Below are 19,953 nucleotides of genomic sequence, written 5' to 3' on the forward strand. Positions count from 1 at the left end.
GGCAGGCGGTTTTTCGCGTCCAGCATACGCTGGATCTGCGATTTAAAAATCCCGCTCAGCGTCAAAAATGTCGATCAGCTTGTCCAAATCCGCCTCGATGCCGGATTCGGCGAGGCTCAGCTTCGCATTTTTCAACAGCTCGTGCAGCACCTCGTATATTTCCTCGCGTTCTATCGTTTCAATGAAGCCGCTGCGGCTGTCCATTTTATTGAGCGTAACTGTAAAATCCGTCACGAGCGCCGCCAGAGCAGCGTGTACTTCCGCGGCATTCATGCCGGAAGCGGCTTGTTTCTCCAGCATCCCAAGCTCGCCCAGCATTTTTTTATAGAGATTTTTCGCTTTTTTGGCGTTGGTGCTCGTAATATGCTCGCGGCCGTCCCAGTCGCGGAACGGATTGGTCAAATTTTCGGCCATCCATTCCGGCTTGCGGGGCTTGGTGACGGATAGATCAAGGCCACTTGCGACCGCTTTTTTGTATCGGGCCTTGATCGTCTTGGCGGCATCAGCCGGAAGACTGTCCAGCCATAGCATGCTGAGCTGCGGCAGCGTATCTGGCAGCGGAAACTCCTCGCCGGAGAAACCGAATAGATCATAGGTTGTAAAGGTGTGCAGGCCTATCAGCTTGACGATTTTGCCCATGTTGGCAGCGTACCCCGGCGCTCCCCAAATCCGCAGCTCGTGCAAATGAGGAAACTGCCCGGCGAGCTCGGCCAAATCGATGTCCGCCACTCCGCGAATATGAAGTGCCCCTAACTGGCTCAGTCCGTAATGGCTTGCCGCTTGTTTATCCACCATGAGCAGAAGCTCCTTGCCATCATGCTCCGCGTAAATGCGCAGCTTCTCGGAAACGGTGCCGACCAAGGAAAGCTGGCTCAGCCCTTTAGGAAGCGTTAGCGATTCTACATCATCCGCCTTTAAAATAAGGCGGTTTAAGCTCGTGCCTGTGAAATCCAGCTCTGTAGCGCGGGGATCGTCCAAGCTCAGCTCAGTTATAAACGGTGTGTCTCGTAGATAGGCCAACAGCTCTGGCTTATACGGGTGCGAGGTATGAATCGCAGTTAAGCAGGGCAGCTTGTGCAGCTCCGACCAGTCATCAAGCTGCTCCAGCGCTCCTTGGCGTATCGTGCTTGTTGACAGCTTTGCCGGGAATCCGGCAATGTCCACCTGTTCGCTAGAGCCTGCTGCGGCTTTAAAGCGGGCGCGAAGCTCAGCGGGAATCGCCTCCCACTGGAGCTGGCGATATAAGCTGCCTCCCGTCCTCCAGCCGGCATAGCTGTTGCATTCCGCTTCAATAATCGGAGGAATATTGCCGACCAAGCGATAATGCTTGGGCACATTGGCGTCCACAAAGCTGTAATCCCAGCGGTCGTTCCAAAAATAATAATTGCATACGAGTGGCTTTATATGCTGAAGCTCGTCCTCGGTCGGCAGCTGGTCGCTGTGCCAATCCAGTTCCAGGACGGCGGCCAAATCCTTGTGACGGCTCGAAGCTTGCTCTTTTATCCTAATAACCTGGCAGGCGGCATATTGCTGAAGCCGCTCTTCAAATACAACATAAATATCTCCAACCTTGGCGATCATCTTATCATCCTTTCGGTACGAAGCACAGCTATAAGAAAATTATACCAAAAAGGATGAGGGCAGCCGTCCGCCGAAGGGGCTGTTCTTGGTCAAGGCGGTTAGGGCTGTGGGCTTAAATCCAGCTCATACAGCGGTCATATGGTCATTATGTGGCAGCTTAAGCGCTGACTAATACGCCATTTTTCAAATGTAAAATGCGGTCGCATAAATGAAGTACACGCTCATCATGCGTAACCATAACGGCGGCTTTTCCCTCTGTTTTTACCTCGCGGGCGAGCATTGCTACAACATCCTGTCCACGGCTCGCATCCAGGCTCGCCGTCGGCTCATCGGCAAACAAAATAGCGGGGTCATTCATCCAGGCGCGCGCAATGGCAACCCGCTGTTTTTCTCCGCCGGAGAGCTGATTCGGATAGGCCGACCGCCGATGCAGCAGGCCCAAACGCTCCAGCAGCATGGCAGCACGTGCCTTGGCGGCTCGCTTATCGCTATCAGCCAGCTTGGCGACGAGCATCAGCTGCTCCTCCACCTTCAAATACGGAAGCAGATTAGCGCTTTGAAAAATAAAACCGATGTTATGCAGCCGCAGCTTGCTGAGCTGCTGCCCGTTTTTGCCGGCAAGCGATTCGCCGTCGATGAGCACCTCGCCGCTTGTCGGCGTCAGAAGCGCCCCTGCGATCGAGAGAAAGGTGCTTTTGCCAGATCCGGAAGGCCCCATAACCGCGACGAGCTCTCCCGCCTTTACTTCAAGCGATAGCTTATCCAGCACGGTAAGCTCGGTATCGCCATCATGATAAACCCGTGTAATTTCATTCAGCATAAGCTTGGTCGTTGTCATCCTGCAGCCCTCCCTATCGCATCCAGCGCATCAGTTCGCGCCACTTGAAGGACTGACACAAGCGAGCCAAGCAGCGACATGGCGATAAACAGCAGGCAAGTATAGCCGATAGTCACTGGCGATAGCTGAAATGGCATTGAAGCAGGCAGCACTGCCTGCATGGCTGCAACCAGCATGCAGCTTACAGCTAAGCTTGCGGCAGCGAGGACAAGTGCTTGAGCCACAACGCTGCGGGCTAAATAGATGGTTTTGGTGCCAATTGCTTTAAGGATGCCGAATTGGCCTGCCTTCTGAATGGTAATGACATAGAAGAAGACGGCAAGCACGAAAGCGGAAATGACGAACAGGAAGCCGATCATCATCATCAGCGAGCCTTGCTCTTCCTTGTAGCCGGGTATGCTGGCTACCGCTTGCTTTTGCGTAATAACGACCGTACCTTCAAGCTGCTGTGAAAGCAGCTCTGCTTCTGCATCTGTTGCTTGTATGGCAATGGCGTTGAAAGGAGCGGCAAATGAGGGGTCAGCCGCAGCCCGGCCAGCCATCTGCTGCTTTAACTGCTGCCAGTCGCTTAGGTTCATAAATACGGCAGGCGTATGGCTGAACGACTGGTTTTCCGTAAAGCCGCTAACGGTCCACGTGAGTCCCGTCGTTTGGTCATGCAGCAAGCTGCCGACGGTAATGCCTTCCTCCGCCAGCTTGCGGTCTACGACGACTTCCCCCGCTCCCGTGTTTGAGACGGCTAAGCCGGAGACGACCGTCGGAGCGAGCCAGCTGCCCATGTCCACACCAAATAACGTAATGTCTGTTTTCATTCCGTCTGTTCCGCCGGTTACCGTCGTCATCTGGACGCCAAGCCGCTGGGCATTCGCGTCGCCAACGACCGAACGGGCGGTGTTAAGCTCCTTCTCCCCAACGATGGAGCGGGCGAAGCGCTGGCTTGCATCCTGCTGCATAAGGAAATGGGTAGCAGGCATATTTTCAACCGCAGAGGCATTTGCATAAGCGAGCCCGCCCGCAAGTCCGGTTACGAACAGGACCAGAAAGGAAACGAGCAGCATAATCGCCATAATGAGCAAATAACGGGTTTTGGCAAAACGCATTTCTCTAAGAGCCAAATACATTCTCATCCCTCCTACTTGTGATGCCACAAGTGTAGAAAGTGAAAATGAACGGCGTATGAACGGCAAATTACAAATGAGGATCACCATAAAACGATAAGTTAGGGTTGGGGAAGTGTCACGGTGAAGGTCGTGCCTTGACCGGGCTCGCTTGCTGCCTCAATCGTCCCGTTATGCAGGTGGACGATCTTTTGGGTAATGGCAAGCCCTAGCCCCGAACCGCCCGAGCCGACTAAGTCATCAGGACGGTCGTTTGGGCCATAGTCTCCACCGATGCCTCGTTCTCTGGCCCGATCAGCGCGGTAGAAGCGATCGAACAGAAACGGCAGCTGCTCCTTGCTGATGCCATCTCCCGTATCGGCGACCCGAATGACACAGCGCCCTCGCTCAAGCTTGGCTTCTATCTCAATCGCCCTTCCTGCCGGGGTGTATTTTACAGCATTGGACAGCAGATTCATCCATACCTGATTAAGCAGCATGTCATCGCCATCGAGCATGAGAGAGCTGGGGACAGCGATTTTGAGCGCAAGCTCCTTCTCCGTCAGCTGCCATTCCATCACTTGCGCAACCTGTCGCAGCTGAGTGCGCAGATTAAAGGGCTTGCGCTGAAGCACATCCGCTGCTTGGTCCAGCGAGGAGAGCAGCAGCAGCTCCTTGGTAAGTGCCGCAAGGCGGCGGCTTTCCTCGCCAATGATAGCGGCGTAATGGGTACGTTCCTCGGCTGCAAGCTCCTTCTCCGCCAAAGCTTGGGCAAAGCCTTGAATAGAGGTGAGTGGCGACTGGATTTCGTGCGAGACGTTGGCGACGAACTCCTGCCGCGCTTGCTCTACCCGCTCCAGCTCCTGGCTCATGGTCGTAAAATGGGCGGCGAGCTGCCCGATTTCATCCCGCCGATTCGTATTTAGCGACAGGGCATAGTGTCCTTGGGCAATTCGCTTCGTTGCTTCCGTCAGTCTCGTGACGGGCTTGACCAAATAACGGGTGCTGAGCAGGAAGCAGAGCAGGCTGAAGGCGACGGTCAGCAGTCCGATCATTGCGAAGAAGCTGCGCAGCTCGCCAAATTGCAAAATGACATCCGGGCGTATGAACAGGGCATACCGCTTGCCGTCCAATTGCAGCGGAACGCCAACCGTATTGCTGAGCGTGTTATCGAAAAAGCCCGTAATAAACGGCTGATTGGGAAACTCCGCGATGCCGTGGTATTGCCCGCCAGCCAGTACGCTGCGCAGCACGCCATTCGCCAGCTCTTTTTCACGAAAGGCACGCCCGAAAAAAAGCTCCTCTTCTTGACCATCTGCCAGCAATATCTCATAGCCGAGCTCGGCCGCATTGGCAAAGTAAGCGGTGGCCAGCTCCGGCTGGGCTTCAGCGAACTGCTGCATTTGCAGGGCGATGCTCGTCAGCTTGGCATCGTTATAGGGCTTGAGCTTGTTATGATAATAAAGATTGGAGACCAGAAACCCGAGCAGGCTGCTGCCGATAATCGCCGCCATTGCCACTAGAAAAACTCTGGAGTATAGCGACTTCATGGCGCTGCCGCCTCGATCTTATAACCGATGCCCCGCACGGTCGTAATGCGAAAATCTTGATCATGAGCGGAGAAACGCTGCCGCAGCCGTTTAATATGCACATCCACCGTCCGTTCATCCCCTTCATAATCTGCCGCCCATACGAGCCGTATTAGCTCCTCGCGGGAAAACAGCCGCCCTGGGTATTCGGCAAGCTGCGCAAGCAGCTCAAACTCCTTAAGCGGCAGCAGCAGCATCGCATCGCCATCGGCTATCTCATAGTTTTTACGGTCAATGGTGAGGCGGCCGAGCTGGATTTTGTCGCTGGAGGAAATGGAGTAACGGCGAAACAGCGCCTTGATGCGAAACAGCAGCTCCTCTGGTTCAAACGGCTTTGTGACATAATCGTCAGTGCCGCTCAAATAACCCTGCTCCTTATCGGTCAGCTGCTCCCGCGCCGTCAGCAAAATAATAGGAATATCGTAATTCGTCCGAATGTACCCGCAAAGCTCCAGTCCATCCATCCGCGGCATCATGACATCTAGTATCGCAAGATCCACCGAATGCCCCTTCAGCTTATGCAGAGCATCCTCTCCCTCTTTTGCCTCAACGACGCGATAGCCTTCTTTCGTCATAAAGTGCCTCAGCAGCGTGCGAATATGGGGATCGTCGTCGACTACAAGCAGCGTTTTCATCGTAACCTCCTGAATATAGCGAATGAATTAGAATTTCCTTATATTTCTAACTGTAGCATTTGCGATAATGTTACAATACAGGAACTATACAAAAATTCAAAGCGTGGAGGTACGGATGGTGAAGGTATTGATTCTGGGAGGAACGCAGTTTTTCGGAAAAAAGCTTGTGCAGCGGCTTATTGATCAGCAGGCGGAAGTGACGATCGTTACTCGCGGCATTAAGCCTGACCCTTTTGGCGACACGGTAAAACGCATAGGTGTCGACCGAAATGACGCGGTCGCATTAGCTGAAGCTGTTGGCGGGTCAAGCTTCGACGTCATCTACGACAATATTTGCTTCTCGCCTAAGGAAGCGCGGGAGGCCGTTCGCCTATTTAGTGGTCGCACGGGCAAATATATCGTCACTTCTTCGATGAGCGTATATCCATTCGGTGAGGAACCGCTCACGGAGCAGGTTTTTGATCCTTTTACTTGCAAGCTGCCCGAGCCGGATACGTTTTCCTCCCTCAGTTATGCCGACGGAAAACGGCTTGTTGAGGCGGTTTTTATGCAGGAGGCACCGTTTCCGGTAGCAGCGGTTCGCATTCCGTTCGTCCTCGGGCCGGATGATTACACCCGCCGACTGCACTTTCATATTGAGCATGTGCAAAAAGAAATAGCAATTGCTATGCCTGCTCCCGAGGCAAAGCTTTCATTTATTCACTCAAATGAAGCGGCTGAATTCCTTGATTGGCTTGGGAAATCTGATCTTACAGGGCCAGTTAACGCCTGCTCTCAAGGAAAAATCGGCTTGGATCAGATCATGTCGCTTATTGAAAATATTGTGGGTAAACGTGCAAAAATTGTTGAAGAGGCATCCGAGCAGCATCAGTCGCCATTTGGAGTGCCGACTTCGTGGTATATGGATACAAGCAAGGCGAAATCGGCAGGTTTTGCATTTACACACATAGAGGATTGGCTTCCGGAATTGATCGATGAGCTGGCAAATACGGAGCAATAAAGTGATTTTAAAAAGAGGGGAAGAGGCTGATGCTGGAAAGGTTTGAAGGCGGTGATTCGGTGCTGGAGCAGGCTTCATTCCTCGCCGATGAAGTCGCCTATAATATCATTTACCGAGTATGTGATTCGGAGACGAAGCTCTGCTGGAAGACGGCGGATGATACGTTGATTTTTGCAAAAACACCCGGCAATAGCGGCTGGCTGTGGATGGCGCCCGGGCTGCCGGACGCGGTTCGTGAGAAAATGGCTCGAAATTTGGCGGGACAGCTGTATAGAGAAGGCATCGAGGTGACGGGGATATCGGGCAGCCCAGAGCTGGCCGGACTTTTCGCCAGAGTGTATCCGCCGTTAACAGGGCAGAGCCAGCGTCTGCATATAAAGCTGGAGGCCTACCGGTGCCCAGTCGTACGGCAGCCTTCAGGCATCGCGGGTGCCATAAGGAAAGCGAGCGCGGAAGATATTAAGACGGTAGCGGGCTTCATCGCTGCGTTCACACAGGAGGCATACGGCCAGCAGGTGGAGGTAGCTAGCCAAATTCCGGCTGCTGCGGAAATGGTAGAATCGGGTGAATTATATGTGTGGGTGGAGGCGGAGAAGCTTGTATCCATGGCAGCAATAGCCCATCGGACGGCAAGGCATGCTAGAATTAATGCGGTTTATACGGAGCCGGATGCGAGAAATCACGGATTTGCCAGTGCATTGGTTGCAGAGGTGAGCGCCATTATTGTGGCAGGGGGGCTAGAGCCGATGCTGTATGCGGAAGTGCAAAATCCTGCCGCAAATAAAGCGTATCGCAATATTGGGTTTCGCCCCAGCGGACAAATTTTTGAATACCGCTTCACCTAGTACGTCCTGTACAATCGCCGCTTGCTGCTCGCAAGTATGTTAACCTTCGTGATATAATTTGGTTAACAGTGAAAGCGAGAAGCGGGAGGAAGTGTCATGAACATTCGTTTGCGGGGCCATCATTTATTTTGTCTGCTCGGTTATCGAGGCAAGGGCTACTCGGAGGGGTTCTGCGTCAATATGACAGCCGTTTATGAGCAGCTGCGTCAGCAGCCGGATACGGTCATCGAAATTATTGACGGGCCTGACGATATTTGCAAGGCGTTCCCGACGGATAAGCCGTCCCATTGCCAGAATACGAGCGTCTACCAGAAGGACCAAGCCATTTTGAAGGAAGTTGGTTTAACGATAGGCAGTGTGGCAAAATGGTCCGATGTGTGCGAGTCAGTCGCAAGCCGCATTGTGCCTGGCGATATTAACCGCCTATGCTCGGACTGCCCATGGCAGCCGTACGGCATGTGCCAGGAGGGCATCGGCCATATCCGCGAATCTCGAGAGCTAAGGGTACTGCCGGGCTGAATGATTGCAAATTAAAAGCCTCATCCTGTTAAGGGGAGAGGGATAAATAAGAAGAGGCTGTTCCCAAGGTCTGTTAGACCCTAGGAACAGCCTCGTTTCATAACGGGCCTGCCAACTATAATTAAAGCGGTTCACCGCTAATTTCCATGCCCCGAACGCCATCCATGGAGGCCATGACGAGCGTTAGATCGCTGAAAAGGCTTGTTCCTTTGAATTTCACCTGAATAATGACATTCATTGTCTTCGAACCGCCCATTTGCTCAGAGGAGTCATCGTCATCATCCAATATGGTCAGCTTATGAATTTTCATGCCGTGCTCATGGAAAGTGGCGACTATGTCTTGCAAGCCGGAAGAGTGCTTCGCCAGCTTAAATCTAATTTCATGAATGCGTTTTGCCCGTGAAAATGTTTTTTCCAGTTTGTTGAACACAAACAAAGATATCACCGCCAATGTAGTAGAGATAGCTGCTGCAACATAAAATCCAGCTCCAACCGATAGACCGATGGCTGCTACAACCCACAAAGAAGCTGCCGTTGTCAGGCCTGAAATGCCATTGCCTTTGCGGAGAATGGTGCCGGCTCCCAGGAAGCCGATGCCGCTGATGACCTGCGCCGCGAGCCTTGCCGGATCGAGACTAACACGAGGCTCGTTCGCGAATGCAGCGAATCCGTACATGGATAGCAATACGACGGTAGAAGAGCCTAGAGATACGAGAATATGCGTACGGAAGCCTGCGGAATGGCCCCCGAATTCGCGCTCCAGGCCAACAAGCCCGCCAAGCACGACTGCGAGCAGCAGGCGAATGGTCAGCTCATAATAGCTGATTTCCCATACGGAAGAAACGGCGTTCGTCATGTTAATCTCCTTTCCTGAAGAGTGGAGCCAGCGGCTGCAGCCGGGTAAACGAATCAGGTTTATTTTTCAAGAAAAAATGAAAATCTACACGCAAGTACGCTTCCTCCCCATCTTATGCAAATAATGATGCCGTCAACACTGCTGCGGTTTATCAACGATAATACGATCGAATGACCGCTTAGTCAATAGCTGGAAATTCCGGAAAGCGAGTGAAATGAAAGCGCTATACCTAATATCAGTTTAGCAGAAAGCACGCACCCATGCAGTACAATGGCGCAAAAACGCTGAAATAAAAAGACGAAAAAATGAAATATAATAACTTTATAATGATTTATTCAATCAAAAAATGCTGTAAAAGCCGCTCCTTTACAAGCCTAGCCTATTAATGAACCCGCCCGGTGATTAATTCGATCGAAACATATAAATACTAATTGGTGAAAAGGGGGAGTACATATGGGTGCTGGCGTTGTGGTGAAGCAGGTATTACTAGCGGAGGAGAAGGGGAACTTCGTAACACGCGAGGTGCCAAGCATTGAAGTGCAGCTAGGCGGGATTCCGGGCGACCGTCATTATGGGCTGCTTCGCCCAGCGGACTCACGGCAAAAAATTTATTCTCGCGGCACGATGATTGCAAATCGCAGGCAGATCAGCATTGTGTCGGCAGAAGAGTGTGCGATTATTGCGGAAAATATGGGCTTGCCGCTTATTAAACCGCAGTGGCTTGGGGCCAACCTGTTAATTAGCGGCATCGAGAAGCTGACGGAGCTTCCAGTGGGGACGAGGCTGCTGTTTCCGGATGGTACCGGCTTAATTTGTGAAGGGGAAAATCTGCCGTGCATCGCCCCCGGCAAGGTCATTGAGGAGGCGATTGGACATGCGGGACTGCGCAGCAAATTCGTTCCTGCCGCCCGCAAGCGCAGGGGAATTGTCTGTTCCGTTGAATGCGAAGGCAGCATTAAAACGGGCGACAGCGTACGCGTCATGAAGGTTAAGGCTGAAGGATAGAAACGTGCAAAGAAAGGTTTCCAGTGAAGGAGCTTTTTGCACAGCCGCGGCGTAAAATAGAAGGTGTAAAGCATATTTTGCGGCTGAAAAGGGTACGCTGGCTCGTATAGGGTGGTGGTCGCAAGTGGTAACCCCGTTTCATCAGCGAATGGCGGAGCTGTGGCTGCAAAGCAAAAAAAGGCCGCTTTCGCCAAGCGAAGCTGCAGAGCTGGAGCAATGCCAGCAGCTCAACGTGAATTTTGTCAGCGAAGCTGCTTATTTGGCGAATATGTCGCTGCTTGCTTCAATGAGCAAGGATGTAGATTGGCAGCATGAAATATGCAAGGAAATCGAGCAATTCCAGCTGACGGGCAAACGGAAAAAATCCGGCACGGCAGGTGCGGAATAAATGCTAAATCCAATAAGCAGCGCAAAGTACCGTTTCTCTCGGCGATAGTGGGGAGAAGCGGTACTTTTTCTATTTCGGATGTTTCGGCTTCATAACAGGTTCATTGCTGCCGAAAGAAGGCAGCTCCATATACACTTACAGGGGCAGTCAAGGGTAAAATAGAGGGAGGAGTAATGAAATTGTTTAAAATAGAGGAAAGGATATGATTTTTTATCCATTCTCTATATTTCATCGCGAAACGGTAGCTTTGCCGCCAGAGGACGGCTTTCGGCCGTTTACGCTTGGGAAAGCGGGGGAGTTTGAATGGCAACAGAATGGGACGAGCGTATGATGCAAGCTAGCAAGAGCGGGAATATAGCAGCGATCAAAACGCTTATTTCCGAAGGCATGGATTTGAATGATTCAAACAATCCAGCTATCGTTACAGCTTCGAAGCAGGGCAAGCGCCCCGTATTCGAGTTTTTGCTCGAGCAGGGCGCGGATATTAATGCGGTGAATCATGTGGGCAGCTCGGCCTTGTCTCATGCCGTCAGTTGGGGAAATGCGAAGGCGGCAGAAGCGCTGCTGGCACTTGGCATTAATGTCGCCTTGCATGGCGGCCTTGCTTTGCGTGGTGCGGCGGGAGGGCGTCTGGATTTGGTCAAGATGCTCGTAGAGGCAGGCGCGCCTGTTAATTTTAATGAGCCGGACATGGTGCGCCCGTATGGCGGAACACCGCTGCAAGCAGCTGCCGGCATCGGGCATTTGCCAATCGTTCGTTATTTGCTGGAGGCAGGTGCTGATCCGGCGATTAAGGACAGCTATGGAGAGCGGGCTTACACTGATGCGAAGCGCTATAAGCATAAAGAAGTAATGGAGCTCATCTATTCATACGAGCCGAAGGAGCTGCATGATTTCGATAACCGAGCGGCTCAATTGAAAAAAGCAGGCCTTCCCGCCGCCATTATACGCGACCTGGGAGAGACAAGCAGCCGGGTTGAAATGCCGGATTGTGAGCAGGTATCCTATATTGAATTTGGTTCGGTATTGGACGTCTCGGAACTGGAATATGGAGGGCTCAAGCTGCTTAATTTACTTGCAGATATGGACAATTATTCGTCGCTTGGCATGTTCGTCTGGGTGCCGGCACATAAGAAATTCGCCAGCTACGATGTGGAGCATCAGGAGCTGATGCTGCTGCCGGACGCGACATGGGCGAAGCTGCGGAAAAAGCCGGGCGTGTTCATCGACCGCATATTAAACGGCGAGTATGAGCCGGAGGCGCGGGCGGACTGACTCGGGAACACAGTCGGTCCGGTAGCATGCAAATCAATAAAGAGACTTCTGTTCAAGCAGCTGCTGCTAACGGAAGTCTCTTTATTTTTTAAGCTCATGGAGAGATCTGGCTTTATCAAAAGGTGCTGCGTTAAGCCATTGCTTTCCCTTTTCTGAGGCTCATGCCTACCCATATGCAGTGCGCCGCGAGAATTGCAATAATGAGCAGATCCGGACCGATGGCGCTGCGATCGTTGCCCAGAAACTGAATCAGGTTGTGGACAAAGTGGAATAGAATCAGCGGCACAATGTTGCGATTTTTCACCATTAATAACGCAAGGGATAGTCCGACCGCCAAGGAGTAAACGATTTGAATCGTCGTATCTACCGCATTTTGCCCCGATAAAGCGTTCAAAATATGAGTGACACCAAACAGCAGGCTGGACACGATGACCGCGGTTGAAGCCGATTTGCGCAGCAGGATGTTCAGAATAAGGCCGCGGTAAACCGTCTCCTCTACAAAGCCGACAAGCAAGGTGAAAAAGATGAAAAAATAAATTTCGCCCGGCGTAAGCGCCTTGAGCCCATTCGTGCCAATTACGGCCAGCACAGCTACGAGTGGAAGGTAATACTTCCAGCCGCCTTGCGGAATGGCGGACAGCGGGCGAAAGCCGGCAAAGCCCCATTTTTTCCGCAAAGTTAAGTAGATGATCAAGGCAAGCGCAATAGGGATGAAAGAGAGCAGCACAGGTGCTGTATAATCCAGTTCTTTAATGGTGGCATAGGCTCCGGCAGCGGAGACGGCAAACAGCAGCAGCAGCTGGATGATAAGGATTGCGAGCACAGGCCTCTTCTCAGAAAAAGCTGGTTTATTTAGGGGGCTCTTATTCGTTTCGGTCATCATTTAAATCCTTCCTCTCTTTAATCGCTTGAATCCACTTCTGCTCCATTAGAAAATAGTCGAGCCCGTAGGACAACACGGACACTCGGTAGTAGTAGTTCTCCGGATTAGGCACTTCCTTCAGCTCTCCAGCAACAATGCCTTCAACGGCCTTCAGCCTGCCGATTTCCTGACCTAAACGCATCTGGTATTCACTAAGGCGCTGCTGGCGGGTGTCCTCATCCAAATAGTCGAAAAAGAAAACCTTGAGCAGCAGCTCGCTTCGCGACAGCTGAATCGGTTCCGCCAGCCAGGCGAGAAAAGTCGCTTTGCCTTCTGGCAGCAGCGTGTAGAGCTTTTTATTTTTACTATGATCAAGCTCCGCCGATACGCTTACCCAGCGCTTAGTTTCCAGACGCTTTAAGGCGGGATACAGGCTTCCGAAGCTCGCCCGGTAGAAAATGCCGACGGAATGGTTAATCGTCTTCTTCATGTCATAGCCGCTCATCGGCTGCTCCATTAACAGTCCTAATATTATGTATTCAAGCATTGTGATTCCCCTTCCATCTAGGTATATGAATTTGTTTATAATGTATCTACTCGATATATCCATTTGATATATATGAGTATACCTGGTTTTGGAAATTCGTCAACCCCTTTTTTGGAGAAAAGGCAAGGCTGCTTATTTTTATAATATAGGGCTTGTAAGTTTTATTTATTATTTTGACAACTTTAGTTTACATTATGTCATGAATCCTGTATATTAAATGCATGGAGGTGGCCGTATGAAGCTCGATAATCGGGTTCGCGAATTACGGGCTCGTTTTCGAATGAGCCAGACGGAGCTGGCTGAAGCCATCGATGTCTCTCGGCAAACGATCAGCTTAATTGAACGGGGCGACTATTCCCCGTCAGTGGTTCTAGCGTTAAAGATGGCGAAGCTGTTTAAGGAGCCTGTGGAATTTATTTTCATATTGAATGATGATGAGGAGGAACTTCAATGAGCAAGGGGAAATCACGGAAGCTGCAGTGGGTGCTTATTTTTGTCCTTAGTGGACTATTTGGATTTGGAGTTAGCTATTTTAGCATGTCGAATGCAGGGAAATTGAATTTCGAAGGGATATCGGTGGGATTTTTTCGCCTTGATATCATCCATATGCTGTTTCTGCTCGCTTCTGTAGGAACTTGGGCTGCGAGCGTTAGGTACTGCCTGAAGTTTAACCAGGAGGAGGATAAGGAAGCGGGAGAGAAGCTGCTCAGTTCCAGCATGATGCTGAACACGTTTGGTACATATACGGCAATCGTTGGCAGCATGACGCTGCTTTCACAGATGATCATTGAGGACTTGCATGGCAAGCCGGTGCTTGCGCTTTTGATTATTTCGTTATTGCTGGTGCTTGCGCACATTCGGCTGCAATCGCTGTTGTTTAAAGTGTTTAACCGCAATTTCCCGAAGCGGGTTTTTGATACCGGGCGCCCTTTTGGAGCAAAGCAGGCCTATATGGACAAGCTGGATGAGGCGGAGAAGTTCATTGTGTATAAAGCGTCGTATCGCGCTTTCAACATGATCAACAATACGCTGTATGCGCTCGTATTTGTAACCTTTGCCTACTCCGCGTTAAGCAGCTTTCAATTGTTTCCGTTCCTCATCCTGTTAGTTTTGTTTATCGTGAACAATTTGGCGTATTACCAGGAGACGAAGAAGTACCAGTAATAAGCTGGCGCTTAGTGGCTGAACGGGCTTTAACTAGTAAAACCGCGCCTATTAACATTTGAATACAGCCAATAAGGACGAAAAACCAAGGAAGCACATATCCAAGAATGTTAGCGGTGGCGGGAACGACGGCTAATTTATAACCTATTTCATAGTAACCGCTTCGTTTGACCAGGGCGATATCCAGATAATCATCTGTATGCTTGCCTGTATCAACCGAACTAGCGGTTACTTGCTGGTCGGGAGAGATATAGCTCCGTTACACTCCTAATCCCAACAAATAATATTTATGAATTAATTTTGTAAATTAAGTTGTAAAATTCAATTCTGAATTGCCTTATTTATTGAAGAGGGATGATTCAACATATCATAAAGCTGGGACGGTCTTTATGTTATGCGTCCTATCCTCCTTCTTACAATTAAAATAAGGAGTTGTTTGTAAGATGGCTGATCAAGTGGCAGTACGAGTAACGGCGTTTATTCCAGAGGCGTGGATTGAGTTTATGCGTACAAGTGCGGTTAAGATTTTATACAAAGGCAATAACCGGGGGTTTAAGTACGATACTCTGAATGACCTAGAGGCGTTTAAATTATGCTCCCATATTAATGTGAATTTCTCTAATAAGACGATTACGCATTACCCGGGTGTGGGGCCGACTGTAGAAAGAACGGTTGATATTAAAACAGGAGAAGTTCTTAGGCCTGATATTAGCGGACAGGCTTCTAACGATGGTGTTAAATGTATTTCCAAATCATTTATTAGCAATTATGCAGAAATAAAACTGCGCGCGGCGGTAAATATTCCAACTTTTAACCCTTCGCCAGATATTGATTGGGAATATACAATCCGTGTTTATTCGGATGGAAAGGTATCCGTTACAGGAACACATGATTCTTATCCTGCCCATGAAATTTGGAAGAAAGTAGATTCGTCGGCTCCTGTTTCACTTCATCAATATGATCCGAGAACGGCTGGCGAAACTGTATATACAGGACTCATTAAATTTAATAAGAAAGTAGATGTTGTCAATAAGTAAAAGAGAGCAAACCCAGGGATGATTCAATCACTCCTGGGTTTATTCTTATGTTAATAACTCATTTTAGTAATGCAGGGTAATGCCTTAATATTTTTACTCCTAAGGAAAAGGAGACGGCTGTCCCCGTGAAAAAGGCATAGAGCAGCATAGCCATCTCAGAAATATAGTAGCTGGGTGTTAGAAAAATAAAGCCGAAACCGCCCATGAAAGGGACGAGCGTGGAAGGAATGAACCCGAAAATGGTCAATAATAAGGCGTAAACCGCAGTAGACTGTATATTCACAGACTTCAGGATGAGAACGATTAAAAAATAAGCAGGAACGACACAGAAAATAAAAAATAAGTTGATTCCCGTATAAAGTAGATCATATTCGCTTCGTTCAGAAATAGAAAGCACAGAATAAGCCACTTTATAAAAAAGCACCCCAATTAGATAACTGAATATAACTACTAAAGAGTACATGCCTGCACGCTTCATATTTTTATTCCTCCTTGTTAATCATTTGCCTTCAAATTGCTTTCTTATCTTTAATGTAACCTTATTTTAAACATTTCCACAGTTCTAACTTTAATAGTACCTATATTCATGTCTCGTGCTGGTCCGCTTTCAGTCCGCCTTGAGTCCGTTAAATGTCCTCTAATAAACTTCTAAAATTGTTATAATTATCCTAACACACGAGACGACTATAACAATAGAGGAGGTTTTAGCAGATGGATGAAGCGAGGACGGTTATTGATTTTTATAAAAAAGAGCTCTACCGCATCGGCTGGCGCATCCAGTATCAGGCGAAAAAGCAGCGCAAGCATGAATGCTCGCTCACCTATGATCCCGTCCAGCCATATAGCGCTTCCGACCAGACGGAGCAGAAAATACTTGTGAAGCAGCTGCTTGCTGCGCTCCCCTCGCCGCTGGGCCGAACGGTTATTCATGAGCTGTATTTGCAGGACAAGACGGAAGCCCAGGTAGCCATGGCGCTGAACATGAGCCAGCAGGCGGTGAATAAATGGAAGCGAAAGACGCTAAAGCAGCTATGTCAGATGATGAGTTCCTGAGGCTGCTCGACTTGGTTCGGCAAAATGACGAGCAGGCTACGCTTGCGCTGATCCGATTTTTCGAGCCTGAAATGAAGCGGATCAGCCGTTTTATCCGCATGCCCCAAGAGGATGCTGTGCAGAGCATGACTGCGGAGCTGCTTGCTTTTTTCAAGGAAGAACAAGAAGCCCCCTAGCCCAAATCGGACAGGGGGTTATAGGCAGTTAGGCATGCGGATAATTAGATTTACCGCCTTATCCAAGTAAATGCATAAAGCACCACATAAAAAAATAAAGTGAAAGCAAAGATCAACGACGTGAAGGGGATAAGCAGCGCCTCTGCCTTCGCATTCGTTACAATCTCATAAAGCTGGCCGAATATGACATGCGGTCTTGTCCATACATCCCAAGTATTCCAGCGGACAAACCGGCCGATGTAGATGCCGAAGCTGCTGAGCAGCAAAATGCCCACAGTGAACAGCCAGCCAGCAACAGCGCCAAAGGCTTGCCGGACAAGCTGATGCAGCGAATATAACGAGACTACGCTTAGCAGTACGCCAACCGAAGCCGCTGTCAGAAAAATAAAAAGATGCTTCCAAAATTCCATCGTCTGGACAAAATGCCCGCCCCCATCAGCCTGAACCCGCATAAAGGGGTGCAGCATGTCCGTAATCAAATAAGCGGAATTTGGATAGAAGAGCAGCCATGCCAGTCCAAGAGGCAGTAGGATTAGCGTCTTCAATGCTGTATGCTTCTTTTTCAAATAAAAAGCTGCCAGCTCAATAATTAAGGAGAGCCCCAGTGGAACCCACGCCAGAAAAACATCCCAATCCAAAAATAAATAAATTTCGCGGCCCGTTACCGCCCTTAAGTGATCCGCCAATGTGAGGCTTGCTATAGTAGCCGCCAATAAGACGGCAATAATAACGGCTTTGCTGCGCAGCTGCGTATTTTCCCAAAAATTCAGTGTTAGCCCTCCCTAATCCTTTTCCTATATATGTATAACGTTTGTTTTGAGATTTTGTTGCTGGGATGCAGCTGCAAATATGGGCGAGCCAGTTCTTGATTGGGGCTAGCATCGCACGCAGTTCCTCTCCTGCTGGCGATGACACTCCTCCAGAATATGAACATACGTGAATGTGAACGTACTTACTGAAAAGCAGCCAGCCTCCTGTGCCTCGCTTCATGGGCCTGCTCCCAGCGAAGAAAGCCAGGTTTGGCGGACACAGCAGCAGCTATTTCAACCGAATCAAGGGCTAAGGCATAGGTCGCGGACTCAGGAGCTGCTAATGCGCTGCAATTAGCCATTTTGCCGGGATAATGTGGGCAATAACGGATTTCCTGTCCGCCTACGGCCCGAAATCGGTTCAAAAGCCAAAATAGCGGAATCTCAGTCCTTGAAAAAAGGAGCGGGTATCCCGAACTGTGGGCAAATGCTGCTGGAGCTAAGCGACCGTGTTCTCAGCAAGAAAATAGGGTCAGCCTATCATTTAGTGAAATGATAGACTGACCCTGGATCAGGCATGCAGGCCTTAACGCAAATGATGTTTGTCATATTTCATAGAAAAAGCTTGATCCGAAGAAAGCAGATAAATAATTCCTTCGATTAACCCTACTATGGCAGGGATATAAGTCCAGCAAAATAGGATGTAGATAATACCCCATATCGGTCTGCCAAGATAAAATTTATGAATGCCTAAACCACCTAAGAGGATGGCGAGCAATCCAGCAGCTACTTTGCTTTTTGAAGAGATAGGCTGTATGTAGCCGCCGCTGCTTGCAGCACTAGAGGATGAACTTCCCCCGCCTCCGCCTCCAGCATTCATAAAAACCATTGGTTTTTGACTGTTGTTGTCTTCAAGCTTCTCTATTTTTCTTTTATTCTCTGCAAATATTTCGTTTATACAATTTTTGCAGTAATTTTTGTTCTGTACTTCAGTATTGCATTCGCTACAAATAAATTTTCCGCAGCCAACGCAAGTTCCTATAGATAAATTATGGCTATGAATATGGCATGTAATACTCATAAAATCTCCCCCGATTGTAGTGATCCATGACTAGTATGTTGCATCTAAAGTACCATATTTAGCAGCATTAAACAATCGAAATGTCGAAATTATACTTTTAAGAACGAAAGGTAAAATAATGGATTTTGCCTCTATTAAAATATTGTTTTATACAACCTAACTGCAGAACGGCAGCATTATTTGTTAAAGACAGTTGACAGCGGCACATCGATGCGTTAATATTGGTTTTATCAAATTAAATTTTATACAATTTATTGGCGAGCCCATCTCGTATCCACTTGCATTTCCAATTTATTGGGATAGCAATCAGCAATTTGGGTAATAAGAAAGTAGGGTGTCGCAGCACACAGCATGGAGGTAGGCGCAGATGATTATTGTACAAGCATTTTTGAAGGTACAAGCAGATGCACGTGAGGCTTTTATCGAGCAGGCGAAGATTCTGATCGCCGCGACGCAGCAGGAGCCGGGCAATATAAGCTACAAGCTGTATGAGGATGCGGAGCAGCGGAGTCATTTTGTGATGCTGGAGGAATGGCGGGATCAGCAGGCGATTGACGAGCATAATGAATCGGCGCATTACACAGCATTTGCTGGCTTTGCCCGCGGCGTATTGGCGGCACCGCCAGAACTTAAGCTTTCTACACCAAAACAATAACGGAGGCGATTGATATGCAAAATTTATACACAGCAACAGTAACAGCAGTAGGCGGAAGAGACGGTCAGCTTAAATCCGAGGACGGCATTTTGGAATTGGCGATTCGCGCACCTAAGGAGCTGGGCGGCCCAGGCGGCGCAACGAATCCAGAGCAGCTTTTTGCTGGCGGCTATGCGGCTTGCTTTGAAAGCGCGTTGAACGTTGTAGCTAGAATGAAGAAGATCAAGGTTGAGAAGACGCAGGTTACAGCGCATGTCACGCTCGGCAAAGAAGACGATGGCGGCTACGGTTTGGAAGCGAAGCTGGACATTTCCGTAGTCGGCGTAGATGCGGATGTGGCGAAGGAGCTTGTTGAAGCGGCTCATCAGGTTTGCCCGTATTCGAGAGCAACAAGAGGCAACATTAAAGTGGAGCTGAACATCGTTTAATCGCAAATCGAGCCATCCTAAGCGGGATGGCTTTTTTTCGTAAACAGGCTTGTAGAATACTTATCGAATAGCCAATAGCCAGCAGCAAGCGTTAAAGCAAAACTCTGTTTTCAATTATATTTTTCATACTAATATGGGATTTGGATGCTCCAAGCTGGACCAGTGTGTCTTGAAATGCAGCAACCTCTCCGATAGAGGCAGTCTGTATTTTAATTAAATAATTATATTCGCCGCTAATGCGAAATAAATCCGTTACTTCGCCGGCGTTGTGGCAAAAATCGACCAGCTCTTGGCATTGCTCTGTTTTCACCAGAATAAAGGTGGTCATTCCGCGATTCAGCTCCTGCAAGCGAAACACGGTTGTGTACGAAGCGATAATATTTTTCTCTTCCAGCTTCATTATTCTTTCTTTAACCGAGGGAGAGGACATGGCGATTTGTTTGCTGATCTGAGAGATGGGCATTCTGGCATTTTGCTGAAGCAGCTGCATAATTTTTTTGTCAATATCATCAAGGTAATGATCCATGATAAGTACCTCCCAAGCTATACTTTAAAAAATAAGCCTATTTCGTT

The 19,953-nt window shown here is 49.2% G+C and carries 25 protein-coding genes; 13 read left to right on the top strand and 12 right to left on the bottom strand.

What is annotated here, in order from left to right; genetic code table 11:
- Nucleotides 1–42 precede the first annotated feature (42 nt).
- The 5 genes from BBD42_RS09880 to BBD42_RS09900 form a co-directional block, all read right to left on the bottom strand.
- Nucleotides 43–1,581, bottom strand: a complete 1,539-nt coding sequence (locus tag BBD42_RS09880) for a hypothetical protein (RefSeq protein ID WP_099518004.1) — start codon at nt 1,579–1,581, stop codon at nt 43–45.
- A 157-nt stretch (nt 1,582–1,738) separates the two neighbouring features.
- A complete protein-coding gene (locus BBD42_RS09885; RefSeq protein WP_099518005.1) occupies nt 1,739–2,419 on the bottom strand; it encodes an ABC transporter ATP-binding protein in 681 nt (226 codons plus the stop codon).
- The gene (locus tag BBD42_RS09890; RefSeq protein ID WP_099518006.1) at nt 2,416–3,540 is read right to left on the bottom strand and encodes an ABC transporter permease; all 1,125 of its coding nucleotides are present in this window, start codon (nt 3,538–3,540) and stop codon (nt 2,416–2,418) included. Before BBD42_RS09890 ends, BBD42_RS09885 begins: the two co-directional genes overlap by 4 nt.
- Before the next feature lie 98 nt (nt 3,541–3,638).
- Complete coding sequence (locus tag BBD42_RS09895) at nt 3,639–5,066, bottom strand: sensor histidine kinase (protein WP_099518007.1); 1,428 nt, start codon at nt 5,064–5,066, stop codon at nt 3,639–3,641.
- Nucleotides 5,063–5,740, bottom strand: coding sequence for a response regulator transcription factor (locus BBD42_RS09900; RefSeq protein ID WP_099518008.1), 678 nt, complete (start codon nt 5,738–5,740; stop codon nt 5,063–5,065). Before BBD42_RS09900 ends, BBD42_RS09895 begins: the two co-directional genes overlap by 4 nt.
- Nucleotides 5,741–5,855: 115 nt before the next feature.
- On the opposite strand from BBD42_RS09900, the gene BBD42_RS09905 reads away from it, so the two are divergent.
- From BBD42_RS09905 to BBD42_RS09915, 3 genes are all read left to right on the top strand, one after another.
- The gene (locus BBD42_RS09905; RefSeq protein WP_099518009.1) at nt 5,856–6,740 is read left to right on the top strand and encodes an NAD-dependent epimerase/dehydratase family protein; all 885 of its coding nucleotides are present in this window, start codon (nt 5,856–5,858) and stop codon (nt 6,738–6,740) included.
- A 29-nt stretch (nt 6,741–6,769) separates the two neighbouring features.
- A complete protein-coding gene (locus BBD42_RS09910) occupies nt 6,770–7,585 on the top strand; it encodes a GNAT family N-acetyltransferase (RefSeq protein WP_099518010.1) in 816 nt (271 codons plus the stop codon).
- A gap of 96 nt (nt 7,586–7,681) precedes the next feature.
- Complete coding sequence (locus BBD42_RS09915) at nt 7,682–8,104, top strand: DUF1284 domain-containing protein (protein ID WP_099518011.1); 423 nt, start codon at nt 7,682–7,684, stop codon at nt 8,102–8,104.
- A 121-nt stretch (nt 8,105–8,225) separates the two neighbouring features.
- Here BBD42_RS09915 and BBD42_RS09920 read toward each other — a convergent pair whose 3' ends face one another.
- Nucleotides 8,226–8,960: an MgtC/SapB family protein gene (locus BBD42_RS09920; RefSeq protein WP_056036414.1), complete on the bottom strand. Its 735-nt coding sequence runs from the start codon at nt 8,958–8,960 to the stop codon at nt 8,226–8,228.
- A gap of 453 nt (nt 8,961–9,413) precedes the next feature.
- On the opposite strand from BBD42_RS09920, the gene BBD42_RS09925 reads away from it, so the two are divergent.
- The 3 genes from BBD42_RS09925 (at nt 9,414) to BBD42_RS09935 (ending at nt 11,628) form a co-directional block, all read left to right on the top strand.
- Complete coding sequence (locus BBD42_RS09925; RefSeq protein ID WP_099518012.1) at nt 9,414–9,965, top strand: MOSC domain-containing protein; 552 nt, start codon at nt 9,414–9,416, stop codon at nt 9,963–9,965.
- Nucleotides 9,966–10,089: 124 nt separating this feature from the next.
- Nucleotides 10,090–10,353, top strand: coding sequence for a DUF7667 family protein (locus BBD42_RS09930; protein WP_237163434.1), 264 nt, complete (start codon nt 10,090–10,092; stop codon nt 10,351–10,353).
- A 303-nt stretch (nt 10,354–10,656) separates the two neighbouring features.
- Entirely contained in the window at nt 10,657–11,628 is a 972-nt protein-coding gene (locus BBD42_RS09935; protein WP_099518014.1) for an ankyrin repeat domain-containing protein, read from the top strand.
- A gap of 130 nt (nt 11,629–11,758) precedes the next feature.
- On the opposite strand, the gene BBD42_RS09940 is transcribed toward BBD42_RS09935, so the two are convergent.
- Nucleotides 11,759–12,511 (bottom strand): CPBP family intramembrane glutamic endopeptidase, encoded by a 753-nt coding sequence (locus tag BBD42_RS09940; RefSeq protein ID WP_237163435.1) that lies wholly within the window; start codon nt 12,509–12,511, stop codon nt 11,759–11,761.
- On the bottom strand, nt 12,492–13,037 hold the full coding sequence (locus BBD42_RS09945) for a helix-turn-helix transcriptional regulator (RefSeq protein ID WP_099518015.1): 546 nt from the start codon (nt 13,035–13,037) through the stop codon (nt 12,492–12,494). Before BBD42_RS09945 ends, BBD42_RS09940 begins: the two co-directional genes overlap by 20 nt.
- Before the next feature lie 235 nt (nt 13,038–13,272).
- Between BBD42_RS09945 and BBD42_RS09950 the strand changes: the two genes are divergently transcribed.
- From BBD42_RS09950 to BBD42_RS09960, 3 genes are all read left to right on the top strand, one after another.
- A complete protein-coding gene (locus BBD42_RS09950) occupies nt 13,273–13,491 on the top strand; it encodes a helix-turn-helix transcriptional regulator (protein WP_099518016.1) in 219 nt (72 codons plus the stop codon).
- Nucleotides 13,488–14,201: a DUF3169 family protein gene (locus BBD42_RS09955; RefSeq protein ID WP_099518017.1), complete on the top strand. Its 714-nt coding sequence runs from the start codon at nt 13,488–13,490 to the stop codon at nt 14,199–14,201. Before BBD42_RS09950 ends, BBD42_RS09955 begins: the two co-directional genes overlap by 4 nt.
- Before the next feature lie 443 nt (nt 14,202–14,644).
- Nucleotides 14,645–15,238 carry a DUF3238 domain-containing protein gene (locus BBD42_RS09960; protein WP_099518018.1) on the top strand — a complete coding sequence of 198 codons (594 nt, stop codon included), beginning with the start codon at nt 14,645–14,647 and terminating at the stop codon, nt 15,236–15,238.
- 58 nt (nt 15,239–15,296) lie between these two features.
- Here the strand turns inward: BBD42_RS09960 and BBD42_RS09965 are convergent, their stop codons facing one another.
- Nucleotides 15,297–15,716 carry a hypothetical protein gene (locus tag BBD42_RS09965; RefSeq protein ID WP_099518019.1) on the bottom strand — a complete coding sequence of 140 codons (420 nt, stop codon included), beginning with the start codon at nt 15,714–15,716 and terminating at the stop codon, nt 15,297–15,299.
- Nucleotides 15,717–15,949: 233 nt separating this feature from the next.
- Here BBD42_RS09965 and BBD42_RS09970 point away from each other — a divergent pair, with 233 nt between their 5' ends.
- Complete coding sequence (locus BBD42_RS09970; protein WP_099518020.1) at nt 15,950–16,291, top strand: sigma-70 RNA polymerase sigma factor region 4 domain-containing protein; 342 nt, start codon at nt 15,950–15,952, stop codon at nt 16,289–16,291.
- Nucleotides 16,243–16,467 (top strand): hypothetical protein, encoded by a 225-nt coding sequence (locus BBD42_RS09975; protein ID WP_099518021.1) that lies wholly within the window; start codon nt 16,243–16,245, stop codon nt 16,465–16,467. Before BBD42_RS09970 ends, BBD42_RS09975 begins: the two co-directional genes overlap by 49 nt.
- A gap of 50 nt (nt 16,468–16,517) precedes the next feature.
- Here BBD42_RS09975 and BBD42_RS09980 read toward each other — a convergent pair whose 3' ends face one another.
- Both BBD42_RS09980 and BBD42_RS09985 read right to left on the bottom strand, forming a co-directional pair.
- Nucleotides 16,518–17,153, bottom strand: a complete 636-nt coding sequence (locus tag BBD42_RS09980) for a DUF1361 domain-containing protein (RefSeq protein WP_172455444.1) — start codon at nt 17,151–17,153, stop codon at nt 16,518–16,520.
- A gap of 649 nt (nt 17,154–17,802) precedes the next feature.
- Nucleotides 17,803–18,024 carry a TM2 domain-containing protein gene (locus BBD42_RS09985; protein WP_099521544.1) on the bottom strand — a complete coding sequence of 74 codons (222 nt, stop codon included), beginning with the start codon at nt 18,022–18,024 and terminating at the stop codon, nt 17,803–17,805.
- Nucleotides 18,025–18,664: 640 nt separating this feature from the next.
- On the opposite strand from BBD42_RS09985, the gene BBD42_RS09990 reads away from it, so the two are divergent.
- Together BBD42_RS09990 and BBD42_RS09995 are read left to right on the top strand one after the other, a co-directional pair.
- Complete coding sequence (locus tag BBD42_RS09990; RefSeq protein ID WP_056036435.1) at nt 18,665–18,952, top strand: putative quinol monooxygenase; 288 nt, start codon at nt 18,665–18,667, stop codon at nt 18,950–18,952.
- A gap of 14 nt (nt 18,953–18,966) precedes the next feature.
- On the top strand, nt 18,967–19,380 hold the full coding sequence (locus BBD42_RS09995; protein WP_099518023.1) for an organic hydroperoxide resistance protein: 414 nt from the start codon (nt 18,967–18,969) through the stop codon (nt 19,378–19,380).
- Nucleotides 19,381–19,471: 91 nt separating this feature from the next.
- Here BBD42_RS09995 and BBD42_RS10000 read toward each other — a convergent pair whose 3' ends face one another.
- The gene (locus tag BBD42_RS10000) at nt 19,472–19,906 is read right to left on the bottom strand and encodes an Lrp/AsnC family transcriptional regulator (protein ID WP_099518024.1); all 435 of its coding nucleotides are present in this window, start codon (nt 19,904–19,906) and stop codon (nt 19,472–19,474) included.
- Between the last annotated feature and the right edge of the window lie 47 nt (nt 19,907–19,953).

The organism is Paenibacillus sp. BIHB 4019 (assembly GCF_002741035.1).
Lineage (GTDB): Bacteria > Bacillota > Bacilli > Paenibacillales > Paenibacillaceae > Pristimantibacillus.